Origin of the sequence: Rhizobium sp. FKL33, from assembly GCF_005222915.1 — a bacterium.
GTDB lineage: Bacteria > Pseudomonadota > Alphaproteobacteria > Rhizobiales > Rhizobiaceae > Rhizobium_E.
This window is the reverse complement of record NZ_STFX01000015.1, coordinates 15,107-34,813: the sequence shown is the minus strand read 5'-3', so window position 1 is coordinate 34,813 and position 19,707 is coordinate 15,107. Positions and strand designations below refer to the sequence as shown.

18 protein-coding genes and 1 tRNA gene are annotated in these 19,707 nt (G+C 62.7%); 6 read left to right on the top strand and 13 right to left on the bottom strand.

The window, feature by feature from the left end:
- The first annotated feature begins 63 nt into the window (after positions 1–63).
- Both upp and E8Q41_RS09095 read left to right on the top strand, forming a co-directional pair.
- On the top strand, positions 64–693 hold the full coding sequence (gene upp / locus E8Q41_RS09100) for a uracil phosphoribosyltransferase (protein WP_137155219.1): 630 nt from the start codon (positions 64–66) through the stop codon (positions 691–693).
- 131 nt (positions 694–824) lie between these two features.
- Positions 825–1,328, top strand: a complete 504-nt coding sequence (locus E8Q41_RS09095; protein WP_137155218.1) for a TIGR02281 family clan AA aspartic protease — start codon at positions 825–827, stop codon at positions 1,326–1,328.
- On the opposite strand, the gene deoA is transcribed toward E8Q41_RS09095, so the two are convergent.
- From deoA to E8Q41_RS09070, 5 genes are read right to left on the bottom strand one after another with little or no spacing between them, the layout of a single operon-like run.
- Positions 1,321–2,631, bottom strand: a complete 1,311-nt coding sequence (gene deoA / locus E8Q41_RS09090; RefSeq protein WP_137155217.1) for a thymidine phosphorylase — start codon at positions 2,629–2,631, stop codon at positions 1,321–1,323. The two genes, E8Q41_RS09095 and deoA, sit on opposite strands and share 8 nt — an antisense overlap.
- 14 nt (positions 2,632–2,645) lie before the next feature.
- Positions 2,646–3,041 (bottom strand): cytidine deaminase, encoded by a 396-nt coding sequence (locus E8Q41_RS09085; RefSeq protein ID WP_137155216.1) that lies wholly within the window; start codon positions 3,039–3,041, stop codon positions 2,646–2,648.
- A 1-nt stretch (position 3,042) separates the two neighbouring features.
- Complete coding sequence (locus E8Q41_RS09080; protein ID WP_137155215.1) at positions 3,043–4,014, bottom strand: ABC transporter permease; 972 nt, start codon at positions 4,012–4,014, stop codon at positions 3,043–3,045.
- 2 nt (positions 4,015–4,016) lie between these two features.
- A complete protein-coding gene (locus tag E8Q41_RS09075) occupies positions 4,017–5,150 on the bottom strand; it encodes an ABC transporter permease (protein ID WP_137155214.1) in 1,134 nt (377 codons plus the stop codon).
- Positions 5,147–6,682 (bottom strand): ABC transporter ATP-binding protein, encoded by a 1,536-nt coding sequence (locus tag E8Q41_RS09070; RefSeq protein ID WP_137155213.1) that lies wholly within the window; start codon positions 6,680–6,682, stop codon positions 5,147–5,149. The genes E8Q41_RS09075 and E8Q41_RS09070 overlap by 4 nt, the downstream gene beginning before the upstream one ends.
- Positions 6,683–6,794: 112 nt before the next feature.
- Between E8Q41_RS09070 and E8Q41_RS09065 the strand changes: the two genes are divergently transcribed.
- The gene (locus tag E8Q41_RS09065) at positions 6,795–7,010 is read left to right on the top strand and encodes a SlyX family protein (RefSeq protein WP_137155212.1); all 216 of its coding nucleotides are present in this window, start codon (positions 6,795–6,797) and stop codon (positions 7,008–7,010) included.
- A gap of 89 nt (positions 7,011–7,099) precedes the next feature.
- Here the strand turns inward: E8Q41_RS09065 and E8Q41_RS09060 are convergent, their stop codons facing one another.
- From E8Q41_RS09060 to E8Q41_RS09050, 3 genes are all read right to left on the bottom strand, one after another.
- On the bottom strand, positions 7,100–8,095 hold the full coding sequence (locus E8Q41_RS09060; protein ID WP_137155211.1) for a BMP family ABC transporter substrate-binding protein: 996 nt from the start codon (positions 8,093–8,095) through the stop codon (positions 7,100–7,102).
- A 222-nt stretch (positions 8,096–8,317) separates the two neighbouring features.
- A complete protein-coding gene (gene msrA / locus E8Q41_RS09055; RefSeq protein WP_137155210.1) occupies positions 8,318–8,965 on the bottom strand; it encodes a peptide-methionine (S)-S-oxide reductase MsrA in 648 nt (215 codons plus the stop codon).
- A gap of 63 nt (positions 8,966–9,028) precedes the next feature.
- The gene (locus tag E8Q41_RS09050) at positions 9,029–9,433 is read right to left on the bottom strand and encodes a hypothetical protein (RefSeq protein ID WP_137155209.1); all 405 of its coding nucleotides are present in this window, start codon (positions 9,431–9,433) and stop codon (positions 9,029–9,031) included.
- A gap of 196 nt (positions 9,434–9,629) precedes the next feature.
- On the opposite strand from E8Q41_RS09050, the gene E8Q41_RS09045 reads away from it, so the two are divergent.
- Positions 9,630–9,719, top strand: a tRNA-Ser gene (locus E8Q41_RS09045).
- 37 nt (positions 9,720–9,756) lie between these two features.
- Here the strand turns inward: E8Q41_RS09045 and E8Q41_RS09040 are convergent.
- Together E8Q41_RS09040 and E8Q41_RS09035 are read right to left on the bottom strand one after the other, a co-directional pair.
- Entirely contained in the window at positions 9,757–10,050 is a 294-nt protein-coding gene (locus E8Q41_RS09040) for a hypothetical protein (RefSeq protein ID WP_137155208.1), read from the bottom strand.
- Positions 10,047–12,341, bottom strand: a complete 2,295-nt coding sequence (locus E8Q41_RS09035) for an FdhF/YdeP family oxidoreductase (protein WP_137155207.1) — start codon at positions 12,339–12,341, stop codon at positions 10,047–10,049. Before E8Q41_RS09035 ends, E8Q41_RS09040 begins: the two co-directional genes overlap by 4 nt.
- 178 nt (positions 12,342–12,519) lie before the next feature.
- On the opposite strand from E8Q41_RS09035, the gene E8Q41_RS09030 reads away from it, so the two are divergent.
- Both E8Q41_RS09030 and E8Q41_RS09025 read left to right on the top strand, forming a co-directional pair.
- A complete protein-coding gene (locus E8Q41_RS09030) occupies positions 12,520–13,110 on the top strand; it encodes a YigZ family protein (protein WP_137155206.1) in 591 nt (196 codons plus the stop codon).
- Positions 13,111–13,177: 67 nt separating this feature from the next.
- Positions 13,178–14,254, top strand: a complete 1,077-nt coding sequence (locus E8Q41_RS09025) for an AbrB family transcriptional regulator (protein ID WP_137155205.1) — start codon at positions 13,178–13,180, stop codon at positions 14,252–14,254.
- A gap of 15 nt (positions 14,255–14,269) precedes the next feature.
- Here the strand turns inward: E8Q41_RS09025 and E8Q41_RS09020 are convergent, their stop codons facing one another.
- The 3 genes from E8Q41_RS09020 to E8Q41_RS09010 form a co-directional block, all read right to left on the bottom strand.
- Positions 14,270–16,273, bottom strand: a complete 2,004-nt coding sequence (locus E8Q41_RS09020) for an aldo/keto reductase (RefSeq protein WP_137155204.1) — start codon at positions 16,271–16,273, stop codon at positions 14,270–14,272.
- Between the two features lie 82 nt (positions 16,274–16,355).
- Complete coding sequence (gene ugpC / locus E8Q41_RS09015) at positions 16,356–17,441, bottom strand: sn-glycerol-3-phosphate ABC transporter ATP-binding protein UgpC (protein ID WP_137155203.1); 1,086 nt, start codon at positions 17,439–17,441, stop codon at positions 16,356–16,358.
- A gap of 10 nt (positions 17,442–17,451) precedes the next feature.
- Complete coding sequence (locus E8Q41_RS09010; RefSeq protein WP_137155202.1) at positions 17,452–19,698, bottom strand: glycoside hydrolase family 2 TIM barrel-domain containing protein; 2,247 nt, start codon at positions 19,696–19,698, stop codon at positions 17,452–17,454.
- Positions 19,699–19,707: the final 9 nt, after the last annotated feature.

Sequence of the window (19,707 nt, the reverse complement as noted above, 5' to 3'; positions counted from 1 at the left end):
TCGCCGCCATCGTGAAAAAACTCGCCCGACAGCAGACAAGTGAACAAGAAGAGGCATTCCGACATGGACGGCGTGACAGTCATCAATCATCCGCTCGTGCAGCACAAGCTCACGATCATGCGCAAGAAGGAAACCTCGACCGCCGGCTTCCGCCGCCTGCTGCGCGAGATTTCCACGTTGCTCTGCTATGAAGTCACCCGCGACCTCGAAATCACCTATGAAGAGATTGAGACGCCGCTGGTTCCGATGACCGCGCCGATCCTCGAAGGCAAGAAACTGGTCTTCGCCTCGATCCTGCGCGCCGGCAACGGCCTGCTTGAAGGCATGCTGGATCTCGTGCCCTCGGCCCGCGTCTCGCATATCGGCGTCTATCGCGACCATGAAACGCTGAAGCCCGTCGAATACTATTTCAAGGCTCCGGAAGACATCAACGAGCGCCTGGTGATCGTGGTCGATCCGATGCTCGCCACCGGCAATTCCTCGATCGCCGCGATCGACAAGCTCAAGGAGCGCGGGGCGACCAATATCCGTTTCCTGTGCCTGCTGGCCGCGCCCGAAGGCATCAAGAACTTCCATGCCTTCCATCCGGATGTGCCCGTCTACACCGCCTCGATCGACAGCCATCTGAACGAGAAAGGCTATATCGTTCCCGGTCTCGGCGACGCCGGCGACCGCATGTACGGAACAAAGTGAACGATTATCTTAAATCGGGTTTAACGCTTTTCTCGAAAAAGCCTGAAAGGCGCCGCTCGGCGCCTTTGTTTTTACACATCTCTTAGCAATTCCGTCCTAGCGTCGTTCTCCTGTGCGAATAGGAGAATTCTATGATCGGGCGCGCGCTTCTCATCTGGTCCTCGGTGATTGTGGTGGCCGTCAACGTGCCGGCAATGGTCGAACCGGCCAAGAAACCAGCATTGGGCGGCGAGACCGCAGCGATCAACGTCGCCACGTCGCCGTCGCGCAGTTATGTGCTGAAATCCAATGACGCCGGCCATTTCGAAGGCCGGTTCCGCCTGAACGGCAAGCCGCTGGACGCGATGATCGACACCGGCGCGACCTTCGTCACCGTCAACGAAGCGGATGCGCGAAACCTCGGCTATGGCGGCAACGAACTGAACTTCCGCTATGAGGTGGACACAGCCAACGGCCCCGCCAAGGCGGCGCGCATCCAGTTGCGCTCGGTGGAAATCGGCACGGTGCAAGTCCGCAATGTCGATGCGCTGGTGTTGAGAGGCCGCAAGCTCGCCTCGCCGCTCATCGGCATGAGCTTCATGCGAAAGCTCGATTCCTATTCCGCCGACGACAGCGAAATGCGGCTGGTCAACTGATCCGCTTGAAGACGACGGGGAGCGCCGTCGTCGGCTCGTCCGAAATCGTCACGCAATCGAGATAGGCCGCAGCAGCGGCGGTTGCCGCTGCGTCATCGGCGGCATGCACGAAGGCAAGCGGTTCGCCTGCGGAGACGCTTCCACCGACCGGAATGATGCCGGTGAAGCCGGTGCGATGATCGACAGCATCTTCCGGCCTCAGCCGTCCTCCGCCGAGCCCGATCACGGCGAGACCGATATCCCTCGTCTTATAACCGGCGACGAAACCGGATTTCGGCGCTGCGACCGGCTTGACGACCAGCGCTTTCGGCAGATGCGCGCGCCAGGAGCTCGCGAAATCGGCGGGTCCGCCCTGGGCATGAACCATCCGACCGAAAACCTCCAGGGCGCGGCCCGAAGACAGGGCTTCGGAGGCCCGCTGTTCTGCCTCGGCGAGATCGGCTGCAAGGCCCGCATTGACCAGCATGTCGGCCGCGAACGCCATCACCGCCCGGTAGCTGCGCGTGCCGGACTTGCCTCCTTCGAGAAATTCCATGGCGTGGGCGACTTCGACGGCGTTGCCGGCGCAATCGGCGAGCGGTTCGTTCATGTCGGTGATCAGCGCCGTGGTCTTCACGCCCGCGCCATTGGCGACGTCGACGATCGAGCGGGCCAGCGTTTCCGCCTCCTCCATGGTCTGCATGAAGGCGCCGTTTCCGGTCTTCACGTCCATGACCAGGGATTGCAGGCCGGCCGCCAGCTTCTTGGAGAGAATGGAGCCGGTGATCAGCGGCACGGAATCCACCGTCGCGGTGACGTCGCGGATGGCGTAAAGGCGCTTGTCGGCAGGCGCGATCTCGCCGGTCTGGCCGATGATGGCGCAGCCGACATCGCGAACGATCTCGGAAAAGCGTTGCTTGCTCGGGAAAATGTCATAGCCCGGTATCGATTCCAGCTTGTCGAGCGTGCCGCCGGTATGGCCGAGGCCGCGCCCTGATATCATCGGCACGGCTAGCCCGCAGGCGGCGACGATAGGGGCCAGCATCAGCGAGACATTGTCTCCGACGCCGCCGGTGGAATGCTTGTCGCCAACCGGGCGATCGAGATCCGGCCAGGACAGGACGTCGCCGGAATCCCGCATAGCCAGCGTCAGCGCCACGGTTTCCTCGGCGCTCATGCCGGAAAACCACACGGCCATGGCGAAGGCCGCCACCTGCCCCTCCGAAATCGCATTGCGCGACAGCGCGCTGACGAACTCGTAAATGGCGTCGGGCGGCAATGTCTCGCCGTTCCGCTTGGCGCGGATCACTTCCTGCGGGATCATGCTTTCCGTCTCCTTCAGCCGATGACGTCGGTGTCGAAGCTGAACGGCAGCAATTCGTCCATCGTCATCGTCTTCTTCACGCCAGTCCCGTCGCAGAGATAGATGCGCGTGTTGCGGTCGGCGAATTCGGCGATCTTCTGCCGGCAGCCGCCGCAGGGCGGGCAGAGCGCCATCTTCTCTGCGATCACGGCGATCTCGACGATCTTCTTGGCCCCGCCCATGACCATGGCGCCGATCGCCGTGCATTCGGCGCACCAGCCCTGCGGAAATGCGAGATTTTCAATATTTGCGCCCTTGTAGATCACGCCGTCCTCGGCGCGGATGGCCGCGCCGACGGGGAATTTGGAATAGGGCGCATAGCATTTGCCCATGGCGTCTTTCGCCGCCTCGAAAAGCTGGTCCAGCGACATCTCAACGCTCCTTCACATAGGGGACGCCGGCCGCCTTGGGCGGCATGGCCTTGCCGATGAAGCCCGCGAGCAGCACGACGGTGAGGATATAGGGCAGCGCCGTCCAGAGCTGCACCGGGATTTCGCCGATCAACGGCACCGGCTGGCCCTGCATGGCGATGGAAAGCGATTCCAGGAAGCCGAACAGCAGGCAGGTGAGCAGGATGTTCTTCGGTTTCCAATTGGCGAAGACCAGGGCTGCGAGCGCGATAAAGCCCTTGCCCGCCGACATGCCCTTGGTGAAGCCGCCGCTGACGGCCATCGACAGAAACGCGCCGGCGAGGCCGACAAACACGCCGCCGAGCAGCACCGCCATATAGCGCAGCCGCGCCACGGAAATGCCGGCCGTATCCACCGCGCCCGGATTTTCGCCCACGGCGCGCAGGCGCAGGCCGAAACGGGTGCGATACAGGATCCACCAGGTGATCGGGATCATCGCAAAGGCGAAATAGGTGAGCAGATGATGGCCCGAGAGGAGGCGTTCATAAATGACGCCGATGACCGGAATCTGGCCGATCTCGGCGGCGAAAGGCAGTTGCACCGTCTGCAGCTTGGCCGAACCAGACAGCGAGGGCGTGCGGCCGGCCATATTGAACCAGGCCTGACCGATGATCACGGTCGCGCCCATCGCGACGAAGTTGATCGCCGTGCCGGAGACGACCTGGTTGCCGCGCTGGGAGATCGAGGCGTAGCCATGCACGGCAGAGAACGCCACGGCGCAGAGAATGGCCGAGGCGATGCCGAGCACGGCCGAACCGGTGACGGCCGCCCCCGAGGCGCCGGCGAAGGCGGCCGCCAGCAGCTTGCCTTCGAGACCGATATCCACCACGCCGGAGCGCTCGGCATAGAGGCCGGCCAGCGCCGTCAGGATGAGCGGCACGGACATGCGGATCGTGCCCTGGAGGATGGAGACCCACCAATCGATATTTTCCATGATCAGCCTCCGGCAGTTTCAGTGGTGGGCGCGCCGCCGCGGCGCATGCGGGCAAAAGTCAGGGTGACAGCGGGGCGGAACAGATGCTCCAGCGCGCCGGCGAACAGGATGACGAGACCCTGGATGATGACGATCATGTCGCGCGAAATATTGGGCATCTCGAAGGCGATTTCGGCGCCGCCCTGATAGAGCATGCCGAACAGGATCGAGGCGAGAATGATGCCGACCGGATGCGACCGACCCATCAGCGCCACCGCGATGCCGACAAAGCCGGCGCCGGCGACGAATTCCTGCTGGATGCGGAACTGGTCGCCCATGATCGAATTGATCGCAAGCAGGCCGGCCAGCGCGCCCGAAATCAGCATGGTCACGATGATGATCTTCTTTTCCGAGATGCCGGCGTAACGCGCCGCCCCCGAGGAATGGCCGAGCGTGCGCATTTCATAGCCCAGTCGCGTGCGCCAGATCAGCAGCCAGACCAGATAGCAGGCCAGAAGCGCGAGCAGGAAGCTGAGATTGAACGGCGAATTGCGGTTGTCGAGACCGAAGATCGCCAGCAGCCAATCGAGTTTCGGCAATTGTCCGCCGGCCTCGAAGGTGCGGGACTGGATCGCCATCGAGCCGAACGGCTTGAAGACATTGATCAGCATCCACAGCATCAGGCTGTTGGCCATGTAGTTGAACATGATCGTGGTGATGACGATATGGCTGCCGCGATAGGCCTGCAGCCAGGCCGGCACCAGCGACCAGAGCGCGCCGGTGGCGATGCTGCCGATGATCGCCAGCGGAAACACCACATACCAGGGCAGGGTCGAATCGAACATCAGGCAGGCGACCGCGACCCCGATGCCGCCGATATAGGCCTGTCCTTCGACGCCGATATTGAACAGGCCGGCATGGGCGGCGACCGCCACAGCGAGCCCTGCAAAGATGAAGTTCGTGGCGTAGAACAGCGTATAGCCGACGCCCTCGCCGGAGCCGAAAGCGCCGGTGATCATCAGTTCAGCGGCGCGGAGCGGATTTTCTCCGACGAACAGCACGACGAGCCCCGAGATCAGAAAGGCCGCGATGAGATTGAGCAGCGGGATCAGGCCGTATTCGGCCCAATTCGGCAGCTTGGCAAAGGGCGCGCTCATTCGGCTGCCTCCTTCTTGTCTTCCACGCCCGCCATCAGCAGGCCGATTTCCCCTTCCGGCGCGTCCGGACTACGCTCACCGACCACGCGGCCGGCGAACATGACCAGGATGCGGTCGGACAGCGAACGGATTTCGTCGAGTTCGACCGACACCAGTAGGATCGCCTTGCCGGCGTCGCGCATTTCGATGATGCGGCGATGGATGAATTCGATCGCGCCGACATCGACGCCGCGCGTCGGCTGACCGATGATCAGCACATCGGGGTTCTGCTCCATCTCGCGCGCCAGCACGATCTTCTGCTGGTTGCCGCCCGAAAAATTCGCGGTCTTGAGACGCGGATTGGGCGGACGAATGTCATATTGGGCGATCTTAGCTTCGGCGTCCTTGCGGATCGCATCGACATCGAGCAGCCAGCCCTTGGTGTATTGCGGCGAATTGTGATAGCCGAGAATAGCGTTTTCGGCCTCCTCGAACTTCAGCACCAGACCGGTGTGATGGCGGTCTTCGGAAACATGCGCCAGCCCCCGGCGGCGCAGCTCGGCCGGATCGCCGTGAGCCGTCACGTCGACCGACTTGCCGTTCAGGTCGACGGCGCCCGAGACGGCCCGACGCATGCCGGCGATGGCTTCCAGGAGTTCCGACTGGCCGTTGCCGGCGACCCCGGCGATGCCGACGATTTCACCGGCGCGCACATCGAAGGAGACGTCGTCGACCATGGTCACGCCGCGGCTGTCCTTGACGGTGAGATTGCGCACCGACAGCTTGACGCCGGCGGGATTGGCCTCGCCCTTTTCCACCCTGAGCAGCACGCGGCGGCCGACCATCAGTTCGGCAAGCTCTTCCACCGTCGTCTCTGAGGTCTTGCGCGTCGCAACGATTTCGCCGCGCCGCATGACCGAGACTTCATCGGTGATCGCCATGATCTCGCGGAGCTTGTGGGTGATGAGGATGATGGTTTTTCCCTGCGCCTTGAGCTGGGCGAGGATGCGAAACAGGTGATCGGCCTCGGCCGGCGTCAAGACGCCGGTCGGCTCGTCGAGAATGAGGATCTCCGCGCCGCGGAACAGCGCTTTGAGGATTTCGACGCGCTGCTGGATGCCGACAGGCAATTCCTCGATCGTGGCGTCGGGATCGACCTCCATCTCATATTCCTGCTCGAGCCGTTTCAGCTCGGCACGAGCCTTGGCGATGCCCTTGTTGAGAATGGGGGAATCTTCCGCGCCGAGCATGATGTTTTCGAGCACGGTGAAATTTTCGACCAGCATGAAATGCTGATGCACCATGCCGATGCCGGCGGAGATCGCCGCGCTGGGATCCTTGATGTGGGCCTTCTGGCCGTTGATGTGGATCTCGCCTTTGTCGGCCTGGTAGAAGCCGTAGAGGATCGACATCAGGGTGGATTTACCGGCGCCGTTTTCCCCGATAATGCCGTGGATGGCGCCTTTGCGGACCTTGAGGTCGATATTCTTGTTGGCGTGGACGGGGCCGAAACTCTTGTCGATGCCCTTGAGTTCAATTGCAAATTCGCTCATGACAGCCCATATCGGAACGGCCGGCCACCTGGCGCGGCTTTCTGGACGGATAGTGTTGAGGTTTGGGACGCCTGTCCAGCGGCTTTCGCCCGACAGCGACGGAGAAAACGCCATGAGCGACGAAGACCTTTCGGCCCGCGTGACGCTGCTCGAGGAAACAATCGCGCATCAGAGCCGGACGATCGAAGATCTGTCCGGGGAGATCGCCGGGCAATGGAAAATCATCGACCAGCTTCAATTCCGCCTGGAACGGCTCACCGAGCAGTTCCGCGCGCTTGAAGACGCGACGCTCGAAGCGCCCGCCGTCACCAAACCGCCCCATTATTGATTGTCAGCCCCGTTCATCCGCAGGGTTCTTGTCCCAAAAAAGACCCGCCCTGGCCCAGGCCAGGACGGGTCTTTTTATTATTCAACCGATCAATAGGGGCACTTTTCATCCGACATATAGTCGTGCACCTGCACGGCGCCGGAGATGATGTCCGCCTTGGCCTTTTCGAGGGCGGCGCTCATTTCGGGCGTGATCAGCGGCTTGTTGTTGTCATCCATGGCGGCGCCGACGCCTTCTTCCTTCAGGCCGAGATTCTGGATGTCGGCCACGAACTTGTCGTTCTTGACATCGTTGAAGGAGTTGTAGACGGCGACATCGACGCGCTTGAGCATCGAGGTCAGCACCTTGCCCGGCTGCAGGCCGTTCTGGTTGGAATCGACGCCGATGCCGAGCTTGCCGGCTTCAGCCGCAGCCTGGAGAACGCCGACGCCAGTGCCGCCGGCAGCGTGGTAAACCACGTCGGCGCCCTGAGCGATCTGCGACTTGGCGATTTCGCCGCCCTTGACCGGGTCGTTCCAGGCGCTCGGATCAGAGCCTGTATAGGCCTGGAACACTTCGGCGTCCTTGTTGACCGACTTCACGCCGCCGACATAGCCGCAGGCGAATTTGTGGATCAGCGGAATGTCCATGCCGCCGACGAAACCGACCTTGCCGGACTTCGCGGCCAAGCCGGCGAGCACGCCGACGAGGTAGGAGCCTTCCTGTTCCTTGAAGACGATCGACTTGACGTTCGGCTTGCCTGTTACAACCATGTCGATGATGGCGAACTTGGTGTCGGGATATTCGCCCGCGACCTTCTCGAGCGCCGCGGCCCAGGAGAAGCCGGCCACGACGATCGGGTTGTTGCCGTCGCCGGCGAACTTGCGCAGCGCCTGTTCGCGCTGGGCGTCGTTGGCGATTTCGAATTCGCGATAAGCAATGCCGGTGTCGGCCTTGAACTTCTCTGCGCCGTTATAGGCGGCTTCGTTGAACGACTTGTCGAACTTGCCGCCCAGATCATAGATGATCGCCGGCTTCACATCGGCGGCGAAAGCGGATGCGGCCATCGACGCCGTCGCCATCAGTGTCAAAAGGATTTTTTTCATTGTTTTTCCCTGTTGCCTCACAGTTTGCGGAATTAGCCGGAGACCCCTCTAACGGCTCTCAACTAACGGCCCTGCCTCTTTCCCTCTCGAGACGAGCGCGCGGCATCCTTGCATGGCTAGGGGAAAAATTCACCAAAAATTTTTCAGTTGGTAAAAATCGGTTCATCCCTCTGCTTTCTCTATGAAAAACAGAGGGATGGGGTCATTCTTCAGCAGCTTTGGCTAGGCGATGCAGGCGACGCCCGTACCCTTCAATCCACAATATCCGCCGGGATTCTTGGCGAGATATTGCTGGTGATACTCCTCGGCGAAATAGAACGGGCCGACCTCGGCGATTTCCGTGGTGATGCGCGCCTTGCGGCCGGCGCGGTCGAGCGCCTGCTGGTAGGCGTCGCGCACCGTCTCGGCCACGCGCTTCTGCTCTTCATTGTAGACATAGATCGCCGACCGGTAGGTCGTGCCGATATCATTGCCCTGGCGCATGCCCTGGGTGGGATCATGCTCTTCGAAGAACAGTTTCAGCAATTGCTGCAGCGACACGGCCTTGGGATCATACACCACCAGCACCACTTCCGTATGGCCGGTCAGGCCCGTGGTGGTTTCCTGATAGGTCGGATTGCGGGTGAAGCCGCCGGAATAGCCGACTGCGGTCACATGGACGCCGGGGGTTTTCCAGAACAGGCGCTCGGCGCCCCAGAAGCAGCCGAGGCCGAGCAGGATCTTCTCGGTTCCCTCGGGATAGGGGCCCTTGAGCGGCTGGCCGTTGACGAAATGGGTGTCCGCCGTCGGCAATTCGACGTCGCGCCCCGGCAGCGCATGGGCGGGATCGGGCATCACGGTCTTCTTGTTGAACATGTCGATCAGGAACATGGTCTTTCCTTTCCTTGTTCGAACCATCGAAAGCGGCGCGATCGGCCTGAAGCAGCAATATTCTCAGCCGAACTTGCGGCGAGACGGCAGTTTCGCCACCGCGACCGGGCTGCGATAGGCCGCGAGATAGAGGATCAGCGACAGGCAGAGAAACACGGCGAAAGCGGGCTGAATCAACAGCCAGGCGATCACATCGTCCCAGATGAAATCGGAGAGATGCGACTGCACATAAAGTTCAGCTTCCAGCACGACATCGGGATAGAGGCCGAACAAAGCATTGCCGAGCGAGGTGATCATCACGCCGTTGGCCGCCACCGACTGAATGGAATCGACCACGCCGGCGATCACGGCCGAGGCCAGAAACACCATACTGACGAATCGCAACACCAGAAGCATGCCGCCACCGGGACCTTTCTCCGCAAAGCCGCTTTGCGCAACGCGCTCGGGCCATCCTGGCTGAAGCGCCATGCGCGCCCCGAGCCCAAGAAGTAGCGGTCCGCACCCCGACTTTCAATGCCGCCCCGCCATCGCCCTCATTTTCCGCATCAAAATTCTGTCATGAAGGGTTGATTATCGCCACAGCATCGGTATAGATCGCGCCCGAACGAAGCGCCGGACAAAACCGGTCCCAATCAAGCGCTTCGCGACGCCCTTTCAGGGTGAAGGACAGGTGGCCGAGCGGTTGAAGGCGCACGCCTGGAACGCGTGTGTACGTGAAAGCGTACCGAGGGTTCGAATCCCTCTCTGTCCGCCATTTCTTCCAACAAAGTCACAGGCTTAACTTTTTTGCGCTAGGCTTCGGAAACGAATATCCCCTCTTCCGTCAATTCGAACCATCGCCTCATCGTGCGGGGATCCTCGCGGGTGATCCGGATTAGCGGCGGCGCCTGTTGCAGTTGTTGGATCGCCCGGAGAACCAGCGCATGCTCGAGGCCGAGACGGCGGGAGAGGCTGCGGCTGTCGGACGGCAAGCCGGAGGCAGCCGCGGCGAGCAGCGCCGCCTGCAAAGGATCAAGACGCGGCGCGCGGGCGATGAGGCGATCGACCTCGGCGAGAAACGCTGCGATCTCCTCGTCTTCGCTCACGCCGCGCTCAGGAGACGGAAGGATACGAGGATCGATTTCGAGGTCGGCGTGTCGCTTTCTTCGCCGGCGCTGTCGAGCGGCGCGAGCGCGTTGAGCTCGGGATAGTAGCCCGCGACGCTGCCGCGCGGAATGTCATAGGGCGCAAAGCGGAAATTGCGGGCGATGCGTTCGACGCCGTCGTGCCATTCGCCCACCACATCGGCGCGATCACCCGCCTTGGCGCCCAGCGCTTCGAGATCGGCGGGGTGCATGAAGATCACCTGTCTTTCGCCATAGACGCCGCGATAGCGATCATCCAAACCATAGACGGTGGTGTTGTACTGGTCATGCGAGCGGAAGGTCTGCAGCGCGAAGCGATTGTTCGCCGCCAGCGCCTGCTGATGGACCGTCGCTTTCGGGAGGGCGCCGGAGGAGAATTCGACCTTTCGCGACGGCGTCTCCCATTCGCGATGGGCGGCGCTGTTGCGCAAATGAAAGCCTCGTGGTCGGCGCAGGCGACGATTGAAGTCGTCAAACCCTGGTATGGTCGCCTCGATATGGTCGCGGATCAGATCGTAGTTCTCCGCGAGCGCCAGCCAGTCGATGCTGTCGGACCCGACGGTCGCTGCGGCGATGCCGGCGATGATGGCGGTTTCCGACCGCAGATGCGGCGAGGCCGGACGGTTGATGCCGGCCGAGCCATGCACCATGCTCATGGAATCCTCGACGCTGATCAGCTGCGACTGTCCCTCAGAATTGAGATCCATCTCGGTGCGGCCGAGGCAGGGCAGGATGAAGGAGATCTCGCCGGGCATCAGATGCGAATGATTGGGCTTGGTGGCGATATGAACCGTGAGCTTCAGTCGCCTGAGCGCGGTTTCGACCAGCGCGCTGTCGGGCGTGGCGCGCGCGAAATTGCCGCCAAGGCCGATAAACGCCTGGGCCGAGCCGTCCAGCATCGCGCCGATCGCCGCCAGCACGTTGTGTCCGTGCTGGCGCGGCATGGGCAGGCCGAACCGCGCTTCCAGCGCGTCGAGAAACGCGTCTCCAGGCTTTTCATTGATGCCGACGGTGCGGTCGCCCTGGACATTGGAATGGCCGCGCACCGGGCAGAGGCCCGCGCCCGGCCGGCCGATATGGCCGCGCAGCATCATGAAATTGGTGATTTCGCGGATGGTGGCCACCGAATGCAGGTGCTGCGTCACCCCCATCGCCCAGGTGGCGATCACGCGTTCGGCGCTGAGATAGATCGCGGCGGCCTCTTCAATCTCCGCGCGGCTCAGCCCGGACTGGTCTTCGATCTCATCCCAGCCGGTCGCATCGACGGAGGCGCGATAGGCGTCGAAACCCTCGCAATGCGTCGCTAGGAAATCACGGTCCAGAACCGAAGCGCGGCCGGCGGCCAGCGCCGCGTCGTCAGCGGCGAACACAGCCTTGCTCATGCCGCGGAATGCGGCCATGTCGCCGCCCAGCCGCGGCTGGACATAGCGGCTGGCGATGGGCGTCGAGCCCGCATGCAGCATTTCGAGTTTGTCCTGCGGATCGGAAAAGCGTTCGAGGCCCCGCTCCCTGACCGGATTGAACACCACGATGCGGGCGCCGCGCAGGGCGGCGCGGCGGAGATCGCCGAGCATTCGGGGATGATTGGTGCCGGGATTCTGCCCGACGACAAAGATCGCGTCCGCCTGTTCGAAATCTCCGAGCCGCACCGTGCCCTTGCCGACGCCGATCGCCTGGCGCAGCGCCACGCCGCTGGCCTCGTGGCACATGTTGGAGCAATCGGGAAAATTGTTGGTGCCATAAGCGCGGACGAACAATTGATAGAGATAGGCCGCCTCATTGCTGGCGCGGCCGGACGTGTAGAATTCGGCGCGGTCGGGATTACCGAGCCCCTTCAGCAGTGCGCCGATCTCGGCGAAGGCGGCGTCCCATGCGACGGGAAGATAACGATCCGACGCCGCGTCATAGCGCAGGGGATGCGTCAGCCGGCCATGACGTTCGATCTCGTAGTCTGACAACAGGCGCAGATCGGAGACGCGATTCCGGGCGAAAAAATCCGGCGTCGCACGTTTCTCGGTGGCTTCCCAGGCGACCGCCTTGACGCCGTTCTCACAGAATTCGAAGGACGAGCCATGTTCGGGATCGCCCCAGGCGCAGCCCGGGCAATCGAAGCCATCGGGCTGGTTGGCCTTCAGCATGGCGCGCGCCCCCGACAGCGGGGCGCCGGTTTCCAGGAGCCGCTTGCCGCAGCTTTTCAACGCGCCCCAGCCGCCGGCGGCCGAGGACTTCTTTCCGAGAAAACTTGTTGTCATTGGTCAGGTATTTGACGAACGCCAGGAAAGATCAAGGGCGCGGCTCCAATCGCGTGATAGAAAAATACAATTGCAGCGCAGCGTGAACCGATCCAGGGGTTGGGCGTCCCGGGCATTTTTCTTTGGCGAAGCCGTCGATTGCCTCTATGGGAGACTGAGTGCAGCCTGAGATCCCTCCATGCAGACCATCACCGCCGTTGCGCGCCATGTCGTCGAGATCAAGAAGAGCCGATTTATCGTCGCTGCTGCGCCTGTGGCCGACGAGGCCGCCGCAAAAGCCTTCATAGCATCGGAAAGCGACGCCTCGGCCAATCATAATTGCTGGGCCTATCGTATCGGCCAGGTCTATCGTTTCAACGACGATGGCGAACCCTCGGGAACGGCGGGCAAACCGATCCTGCAGGCGATCGACGGGCAGGATCTCGACGGGGTGGCGGTCGTGGTGACCCGCTTCTTCGGCGGCATTCTGCTCGGCTCCGGCGGCTTGATCCGCGCCTATGGCGGCTCGGCCGCGGAATGCCTGCGGGCGGCTGAGAAAATCCGGCTGACGCCGCAGGTGGAAAAGGGCATGCAGATCGTCTTTTCCGATCATGGATTGATAAAATCGCGCCTGGAGCGCATAGAGGGCGCGACCATTCTATCGGAGACGTTCGGCGCAGACGGGGTGTTTCTTCGCTGCCTGTTGCCGGCCGATCAGGCCGACGCGCTGATCCGATCGCTGGTCGATCTGACGAGCGGCCGGCTCGCCATCGACAGCGAGGACTTATGACCGGCGAGCCGGCTGACCTTGTTAGCCGGCAAATCAATAGCCGCGACTGTTTGAAAAAGGAATTTTCATGCCGCCCCAGTCTCTATCGCGCATCCTGACGGACTGGCTCATTCTTCTTCTCATCTCGGCGGCGTTCGTGGCGGGACTCGAAATCTTCCATCTTCCGGCGGCGCTGTTGCTGGGGCCGATGATCGCCGCGATCATTCTGGCGGCGGCGGGGCGCGCCGCGCCGGTGCCGAAACAGGCGACCTTCATCGCCCAGGGGGTGATCGGCTGCCTGATGGCCAAGGCCATCCCGCTGGACCTGCTGGTCGAGATCGGCCGCGCCTGGCCGATCTTTCTGTCCGGCGTCGTCTCGGTGATCGCCGTCTCCGTCGGCTTCGGCTGGCTGCTCGCCCGCATGCAGGTGCTGCCGGGCTCGACCGCCATCTGGGGCTCGGTGCCTGGAGCGGCGTCCGCCATGACCATCATGTCGGAGAGCTTCGGCGCCGATATGCGGCTTGTCGCCATCATGCAATATATGCGGGTTCTCTGCGTGGCGCTGGCCGCTGCGCTGGTGTCGCGGATGTTCATCGGCGAAACGGGCGCCGCCCAATCGGTCATCTGGTTTCCGCCCATCGACTGGGCGCCGCTCGGCCAGACCGCTCTGTTGATCGCGGTTTCCGCCGTGATCGTGAACCTCGCCAATATTCCGGCCGGCATGATGCTGGTTCCCATGGCGCTCGGCGCGCTCTTGCAGGATCTCGGGCTGATGCAGATCGAATTGCCGCCCTGGTTGCTGGCGGCGAGTTACGCCGTGGTTGGCTGGGGCATTGGCGGGCGGTTCACCCGCACGATCCTGGTCTATGCGCTAAAGGCGCTGCCACGGGTGGTCGCCGCAATTCTCGCGTTGATCGTGATCTGCGGCGGCTTCGCGTATGTGCTGGTGCATGTCGCCGGGGTCGATCCCCTCACAGCCTATCTCGCGACAAGTCCCGGCGGGGCCGATACGGTGGCGATCATCTCCGCCTCCAGCGACGTCGACGTCTCCTTCGTCATGGCCATGCAGTTGGCCCGCTTCCTGTTCATTCTGGTCACCGGCCCGGCGCTGGCGCGGCTGGTGGTGAAATGGTCGGGCCTGGACAGGCCGGCTGGGCCGGCCTGATCCGGTTGGCGCCGGTCAGCCTTCGAGCCAGCGGACCTCATCCGGCGTCAGCGCGATATCGAGCGCCGAAAGACTGTCTTCCAATTCGCTGAGAGTGCGCGGCCCGATCAGCGGGATCACCGGGAAAGGCTGCGCGAGCACATAGGCGAGCGCGATGTGGATAGGACTACGGCCTTTCTTGGCGGCGAGTTCATAGGCCCGGTCGCGACGGATGAAATTCTGCTCCGAATACCAGCAGCGGACGATTTCCTCGTCGTCGAAGCGGTCGCGGCCGGCGCGGTCGGTGAAGAAGCCGCGCCCCTGGCTCGACCAGGCGAAATTGGGCGTCTGCGTCCTGTAGAGCCACTCCTTCCAGTCTTTGTCGGAAGCGGCGACGCAGCCGGCCCAGATCGGATCGATCATTTCGGCCAGCGAGAAATTGTTCGACAGCGCCGACGGCGCCCGCTTTCCGGTTTTCTCGGCATAGGCGATCGCCGCGTCCATGCGGTCGCGCGTCCAGTTTGAGCCGCCGAAGATGCCGCGGATCCGGCCAGCGCTCGCTTCCGCATCCATGGCGTCGACGAATTCCTCGACCGGCACATCGGGATTGTCGCGATGCATGAAATAGACATCGACATAGTCGGTCTTCAGCCGCTCCAGCGACACGGTCAGCTGCTTGCCGATCTGGTCGGGATAGCAGAGCGGCGAATGCACGCCCTTGCCGATCAGCACGATCTCCTCGCGGTCGATGCCCCGGCTCGCATGCCAGTCGCCGAACACCGCTTCGGTGACGCCGTTGCCATAGATATAGGCGGTGTCGAACAGATTACCGCCCGCCTCGTAGAAGGCGTCGAGCGTCAGCGAGGCCGAGGCGAAATCCGGGAAGAATTCAAAGCCCAGCGCCACCGTCGACGCCTGCTTGGCGAGGCCGGGAATGGCGCGCCGGGGAACCTTATGGCCCGCCTTCACGACATCACCGGCGATATTCTTCGTTCTGAGCGCCGGCGTCTCGAGTTCGTATTTCAGCCCGACCGCGGCCCGCCAGGCGTCCATGGCGCGGAGATTGCCGAGCGAATCGGCCCAGCCCATGCCGGGGGCGCGGAATTCGCGTTCGCCGGCGCGGATGGCGTCAGCGGCCGCATCGGCCTCGAAGGAATAGAGCCAACGGTCCTCAGGGCATTCGATGGTCTCGTGCGCCCCATCCTTGCGGAAGAGTTCGATCTTGCCGACGCCGCCTTTGTGGCCGGCGGCGAACCAGAAATCGGCGACCTCAAGCCGCCCTTCCGAACCGATCACCCGGAGGACATTGTCCTGATCGGCCATGATCGAGCAGGAGACTTCAGCCACGATGTCGTTGGGGAATTTCAGCACGGCCGAAGCCCATTCGTCGACGCCGGTTTCGCCGAGACGCGCTGCGCCCGTGACCTTGACGGGATCGAGGAAGGGCTTGCCCTCGACCGCGCCGGCGATCAGCCGCGCCATGGACACGGGGTAGCCGCCGACATCGAGAATGCCGCCGCCGGCAGACGCCTGTGAGAAGAGCCGGTGTTCGGGGCGCACGCCGCCCATGTCGAAACCGAAGCTCGACTTGATCAGCCTGACCTGACCGATCACGCCCGAGCGAATGAGATCGATGAGCTTCGCCGTTTGCGGATGCAGCCGGTACATATAGGCTTCGCCGGCGAAGACGCCGGCCTTGCGCGCTTCGTGATAGACGGCGTCGGCGTCGAAAGCGGTGAGCGCCAAGGGCTTTTCGACGAGCACATGCTTGCCGGCGCGAATGGCCTTGATCGCCCATTCCGGGTGGGACGGATGCGGCGTGGCGATATAAACGGCCTCGACCTCGGGATCATCGATCAGCGCCTGGTAGCCTGACACGATGCGGGCGCCGGGAAATCCCTCGGCAAGACCCGGCCTGTTGGGATTGCGCGTGCCGATGGCCGCGATGCGGCCGGTTCTCGAATGGGCGACGCCTTCTGCAAAGGTGCGCGCTATCGTGCCGGGGCCGATGATGCCCCAGCGCAGTCTGTCTTGCGTCATGATCGTACTCCTCCCGATCGCGACCCGCCGGACATCCAATTGTCGAGGCGGATCCAGCCCAGCCCGGGAGGGCCGGGCAAATTCAACGCAGACGTTGGCCTGCGCTGTCGAACAGAAACGCCTGAGCCGCCGAAACGCCGACCGTCATCTTGTCCGCCGCGCGGCTGTCGCGGCTCTCCTCGTGCTCGATGATGATCTGCTCGCCCGGCTTGAGATGGGCGTAGATATAGCTGGTATGGCCGAGATGTTCGGTGACGTCGACCGTGACGGTCAATTGCGCGTCGCCCTGACCGGCTTTCAGGAAATGTTCGGGACGCAGGCCGATCGTCACCTTGTCGCCCTGCTTGAGCGCGGCGGCGATCGGCAGCGTCACCTGCGTCTCCGGCTGGTCGTCCAGCCCCACCGAAATCTGGCCGCCTTCAGCCGAGATCACATGGGCCGGCAGGAAGTTCATCTTCGGCGAGCCGATAAAGCCGGCGACGAAAACATTGTCCGGATCGTCATACAGCTTGAGCGGCGCACCGACCTGCTCCACCTTGCCCGCGCGCAGCACGACGATCTTGTCGGCGAGCGTCATCGCCTCAACCTGGTCATGCGTCACATAGATGATGGTGGCGTTGAGCTCCTTGTGGAGGCGGGCGATCTCGACGCGCATGTGCACGCGCAGTTCCGCGTCGAGGTTGGACAGCGGCTCGTCGAACAGGAAGACATCAGGATTGCGCACGATGGCGCGGCCGATCGCCACGCGCTGGCGCTGGCCGCCAGACAGCGCCTTGGGCTTGCGGTCCATCAGCGCGTCGAGTTCGAGGATCTTGGCGGCGGCCGAGACGCGTTTTTCGATCTCGTCCTTCGCCATGCCGGCGAAACGGAGCGCGAAACCCATGTTTTCGCGCACCGTCATATGCGGGTAGAGCGCATAGGTCTGAAACACCATGGCGATGCCGCGCTTGGAAGGGTCGACGTCGTTCATTTCGACGCCGCCGATCTTCAAGCTGCCCGAGGTGATGTCCTCGAGCCCCGCGATCATGCGCAGAAGCGTGGATTTTCCGCAGCCCGAGGGGCCGACGAAGACCACGAATTCCCCGGACTTGATGTCCAGGTCCACGCCCTTGATCACATCAAGCGATCCGAAAATCTTGCGGATCTGGGTGAGCGACACATCTGCCATGGTTTCAGCCTCAGCTTACGGTAAAGGTGACCGTCTGCTCGCCGAACGGACGGCAGCGGGCGGTCAGGGTGATGGTTCCGGCGTTATCGCCGGCTTCGATATAGAGGCCGGTTGCGCCGCCCTTGAAACTCGCGAGCGTCGGACCGACGAGGCGGCCGGCGCCTTCGACCGACAGTTCCACCGGGTCGTCGATGAAGGGCAGGATATTGCCGTTCTGGTCGAGCGCGCGCAGAATCACGCGGACCGTGTCCTTTTCGCCGGCGCGAAGATTGGTGTCGTCGGGAGCGACTTCGAGCTTGGCCGGAAGCGGGTCAGCCGGAAGCGTCACGGTCTTCACCGCCTTGCCGTCGACATAGCCGGTGATCACGCCTTCGCGCCAGATGCGGCCCCAGGTGCCGAATTCCTCGGGCGTCACCGAGCGCAGGTCGACGATGACGGGCGGATGCGGCAGATGCGGATAGCTGTCGCGATCGGGATGGATGCGCTTGGGCGCGAATTCGCCGAACTGGATTTCGACATAGTCGCAATTGGTGAGAATGATCAACGGCAGCACGCCGCCGATATTGCGCTCGCCGCGCGCCCAATAGGTAACGGGCATCAGCACCGCGCCGGTTTCCGGGCCGCCCTGCGAGGCATAGGCATAGGCCGCGAATTTCGGTTCGCGATACATGTCCATCACGCCGTGATAGCAGATGCGATCGCCGGCGCCGAAGTCCTTGTGGGTGTTGTAGTCATACATGCACCAGCCGGTGGAGCCGGAGATGGACGGGTCGCCGGCAGCGGCGTTGAGCACCAGAAGATGGCGGGTGACGTGCTCGGCCTGGCGCTGTTCCTGGTCGACGCGCTTGGTCGGATACATGTGACCGTTATATTCGGTGATCATGTAGGGCACCTTGTGCGGGATGCCCGTGGTTTCGGACTGGTCGCGCAGCACGACGCGGCCACGATTGTTGCCCGGCATTTCTTCCTGGCCGAGAATGAAGTCGTTCAGCGTATAGACGTCTTCCAGCAGTTCGGAATTGGTGATGAAGCGCACGCCGCCGGTCTGGCGGGTCGTGTCGAGTTCATGGGCGAGACGGTTGGTCTCGAGATAGAAATCGTGATTGTCCTGGGATTCGTTGATGCGTACGCCCCAGATGATGATCGACGGATGGTTCCAGTCGCGCTCGATCATGCGGCGGACGTTTTCGATCGATTCCTGCTGCCAGGCCTTGTCGCCGATATGCTGCCAGCCGGGAATTTCTTCGAACACCAGCAGGCCGATCTCATCGCAGCGGTCGAGGAACCACTTGGACTGCGGATAGTGCGAGGTGCGGACGACATTGCAGCGCAGCTCATATTTCAGGATATCGGCGTCCTTCTCCTGACCGCGACGGCCCATGGCGTAGCCGAGATGCGGCCAGGCCTGGTGGCGGTTGAGGCCGCGGAGCTTGACGTTGCGGCCGTTCAGGAAGAAGCCGTCGACGCGATATTCGGCGGTGCGGAAGCCGAAGCGGCTGGAATAGGCGTCCTTGCCCGAAGCGGTCTCGATCTCGACCGTCAGCGTGTAGAGAACGGGCGTGTCGAGATCCCAGATCTCTGCGCCTGAAATGCCCGAGAGTTCCACCAGCGTCTCGGGGCCGGACAGCGTCGCCTTGGCGGTCGCGATGGTCGCGCCGGCCTTGTCGGAAATCGTCACGGTTGCGGAGCCGGCAGCGTCGAGGCCCTGATGGTTGGCGAGCTGGATCTTGGCGGTCACCGTCTTAACGTCGGCCAGCGCGTCCGGGGTCTCGATCTTGACATTCTTGATCGCGACCGGGCTCGTCACCTTCAACCAGACATCGCGATAGATGCCGGCATAGCAGAGATAGTCGATCATGCCGCCGAAGGGCGGAATTTCAGGATTTTCAGAACCGTCGATCTTGACGGTCAGCAGGTTGTCGCCCTGCTTGAGATGGGGCGTCAGCCGCGCTTCGAACGGGGTGTAACCGTCTTTGTGCGCGATGATTTCATGACCGTTCAGATAGACGACGGAATCGGCCATGGCCGCATCGAACACGAGCGAGACTTCGCGGCCCTCGAAAGACGGCTCCCAGGCGATGACCTTCTGATAGGTGAAGGCCTTCTGATAGCTGGTCTCGTCGAAATAGTTGTAGGGCAGTTCCACCGCGGTATGCGGCAGGCGAACCGTTTCGCCAGCCTGGGCGGCGTTCACCCAACACGGTTCGAAGCCGGCGGTGAAGGTCCAGCCGCCATTGAAAGTCTCGTATCTACGCATGGTTCTATC

What these genes read in the sequence shown, in the direction of transcription:
- upp (WP_137155219.1), top strand. Translation starts at nt 64, where the DNA reads ATGGACGGCGTGACAGTCATCAATCATCCGCTCGTGCAGCACAAGCTC.
- E8Q41_RS09095 (WP_137155218.1), top strand. Translation starts at nt 825, where the DNA reads ATGATCGGGCGCGCGCTTCTCATCTGGTCCTCGGTGATTGTGGTGGCC.
- deoA (WP_137155217.1), bottom strand. Translation starts at nt 2,631, where the DNA reads ATGATCCCGCAGGAAGTGATCCGCGCCAAGCGGAACGGCGAGACATTG.
- E8Q41_RS09085 (WP_137155216.1), bottom strand. Translation starts at nt 3,041, where the DNA reads ATGTCGCTGGACCAGCTTTTCGAGGCGGCGAAAGACGCCATGGGCAAA.
- E8Q41_RS09080 (WP_137155215.1), bottom strand. Translation starts at nt 4,014, where the DNA reads ATGGAAAATATCGATTGGTGGGTCTCCATCCTCCAGGGCACGATCCGC.
- E8Q41_RS09075 (WP_137155214.1), bottom strand. Translation starts at nt 5,150, where the DNA reads ATGAGCGCGCCCTTTGCCAAGCTGCCGAATTGGGCCGAATACGGCCTG.
- E8Q41_RS09070 (WP_137155213.1), bottom strand. Translation starts at nt 6,682, where the DNA reads ATGAGCGAATTTGCAATTGAACTCAAGGGCATCGACAAGAGTTTCGGC.
- E8Q41_RS09065 (WP_137155212.1), top strand. Translation starts at nt 6,795, where the DNA reads ATGAGCGACGAAGACCTTTCGGCCCGCGTGACGCTGCTCGAGGAAACA.
- E8Q41_RS09060 (WP_137155211.1), bottom strand. Translation starts at nt 8,095, where the DNA reads ATGAAAAAAATCCTTTTGACACTGATGGCGACGGCGTCGATGGCCGCA.
- msrA (WP_137155210.1), bottom strand. Translation starts at nt 8,965, where the DNA reads ATGTTCCTGATCGACATGTTCAACAAGAAGACCGTGATGCCCGATCCC.
- E8Q41_RS09050 (WP_137155209.1), bottom strand. Translation starts at nt 9,433, where the DNA reads ATGGCGCTTCAGCCAGGATGGCCCGAGCGCGTTGCGCAAAGCGGCTTT.
- E8Q41_RS09035 (WP_137155207.1), bottom strand. Translation starts at nt 12,341, where the DNA reads ATGACAACAAGTTTTCTCGGAAAGAAGTCCTCGGCCGCCGGCGGCTGG.
- E8Q41_RS09030 (WP_137155206.1), top strand. Translation starts at nt 12,520, where the DNA reads ATGCAGACCATCACCGCCGTTGCGCGCCATGTCGTCGAGATCAAGAAG.
- E8Q41_RS09025 (WP_137155205.1), top strand. Translation starts at nt 13,178, where the DNA reads ATGCCGCCCCAGTCTCTATCGCGCATCCTGACGGACTGGCTCATTCTT.
- E8Q41_RS09020 (WP_137155204.1), bottom strand. Translation starts at nt 16,273, where the DNA reads ATGACGCAAGACAGACTGCGCTGGGGCATCATCGGCCCCGGCACGATA.
- ugpC (WP_137155203.1), bottom strand. Translation starts at nt 17,441, where the DNA reads ATGGCAGATGTGTCGCTCACCCAGATCCGCAAGATTTTCGGATCGCTT.
- E8Q41_RS09010 (WP_137155202.1), bottom strand. Translation starts at nt 19,698, where the DNA reads ATGCGTAGATACGAGACTTTCAATGGCGGCTGGACCTTCACCGCCGGC.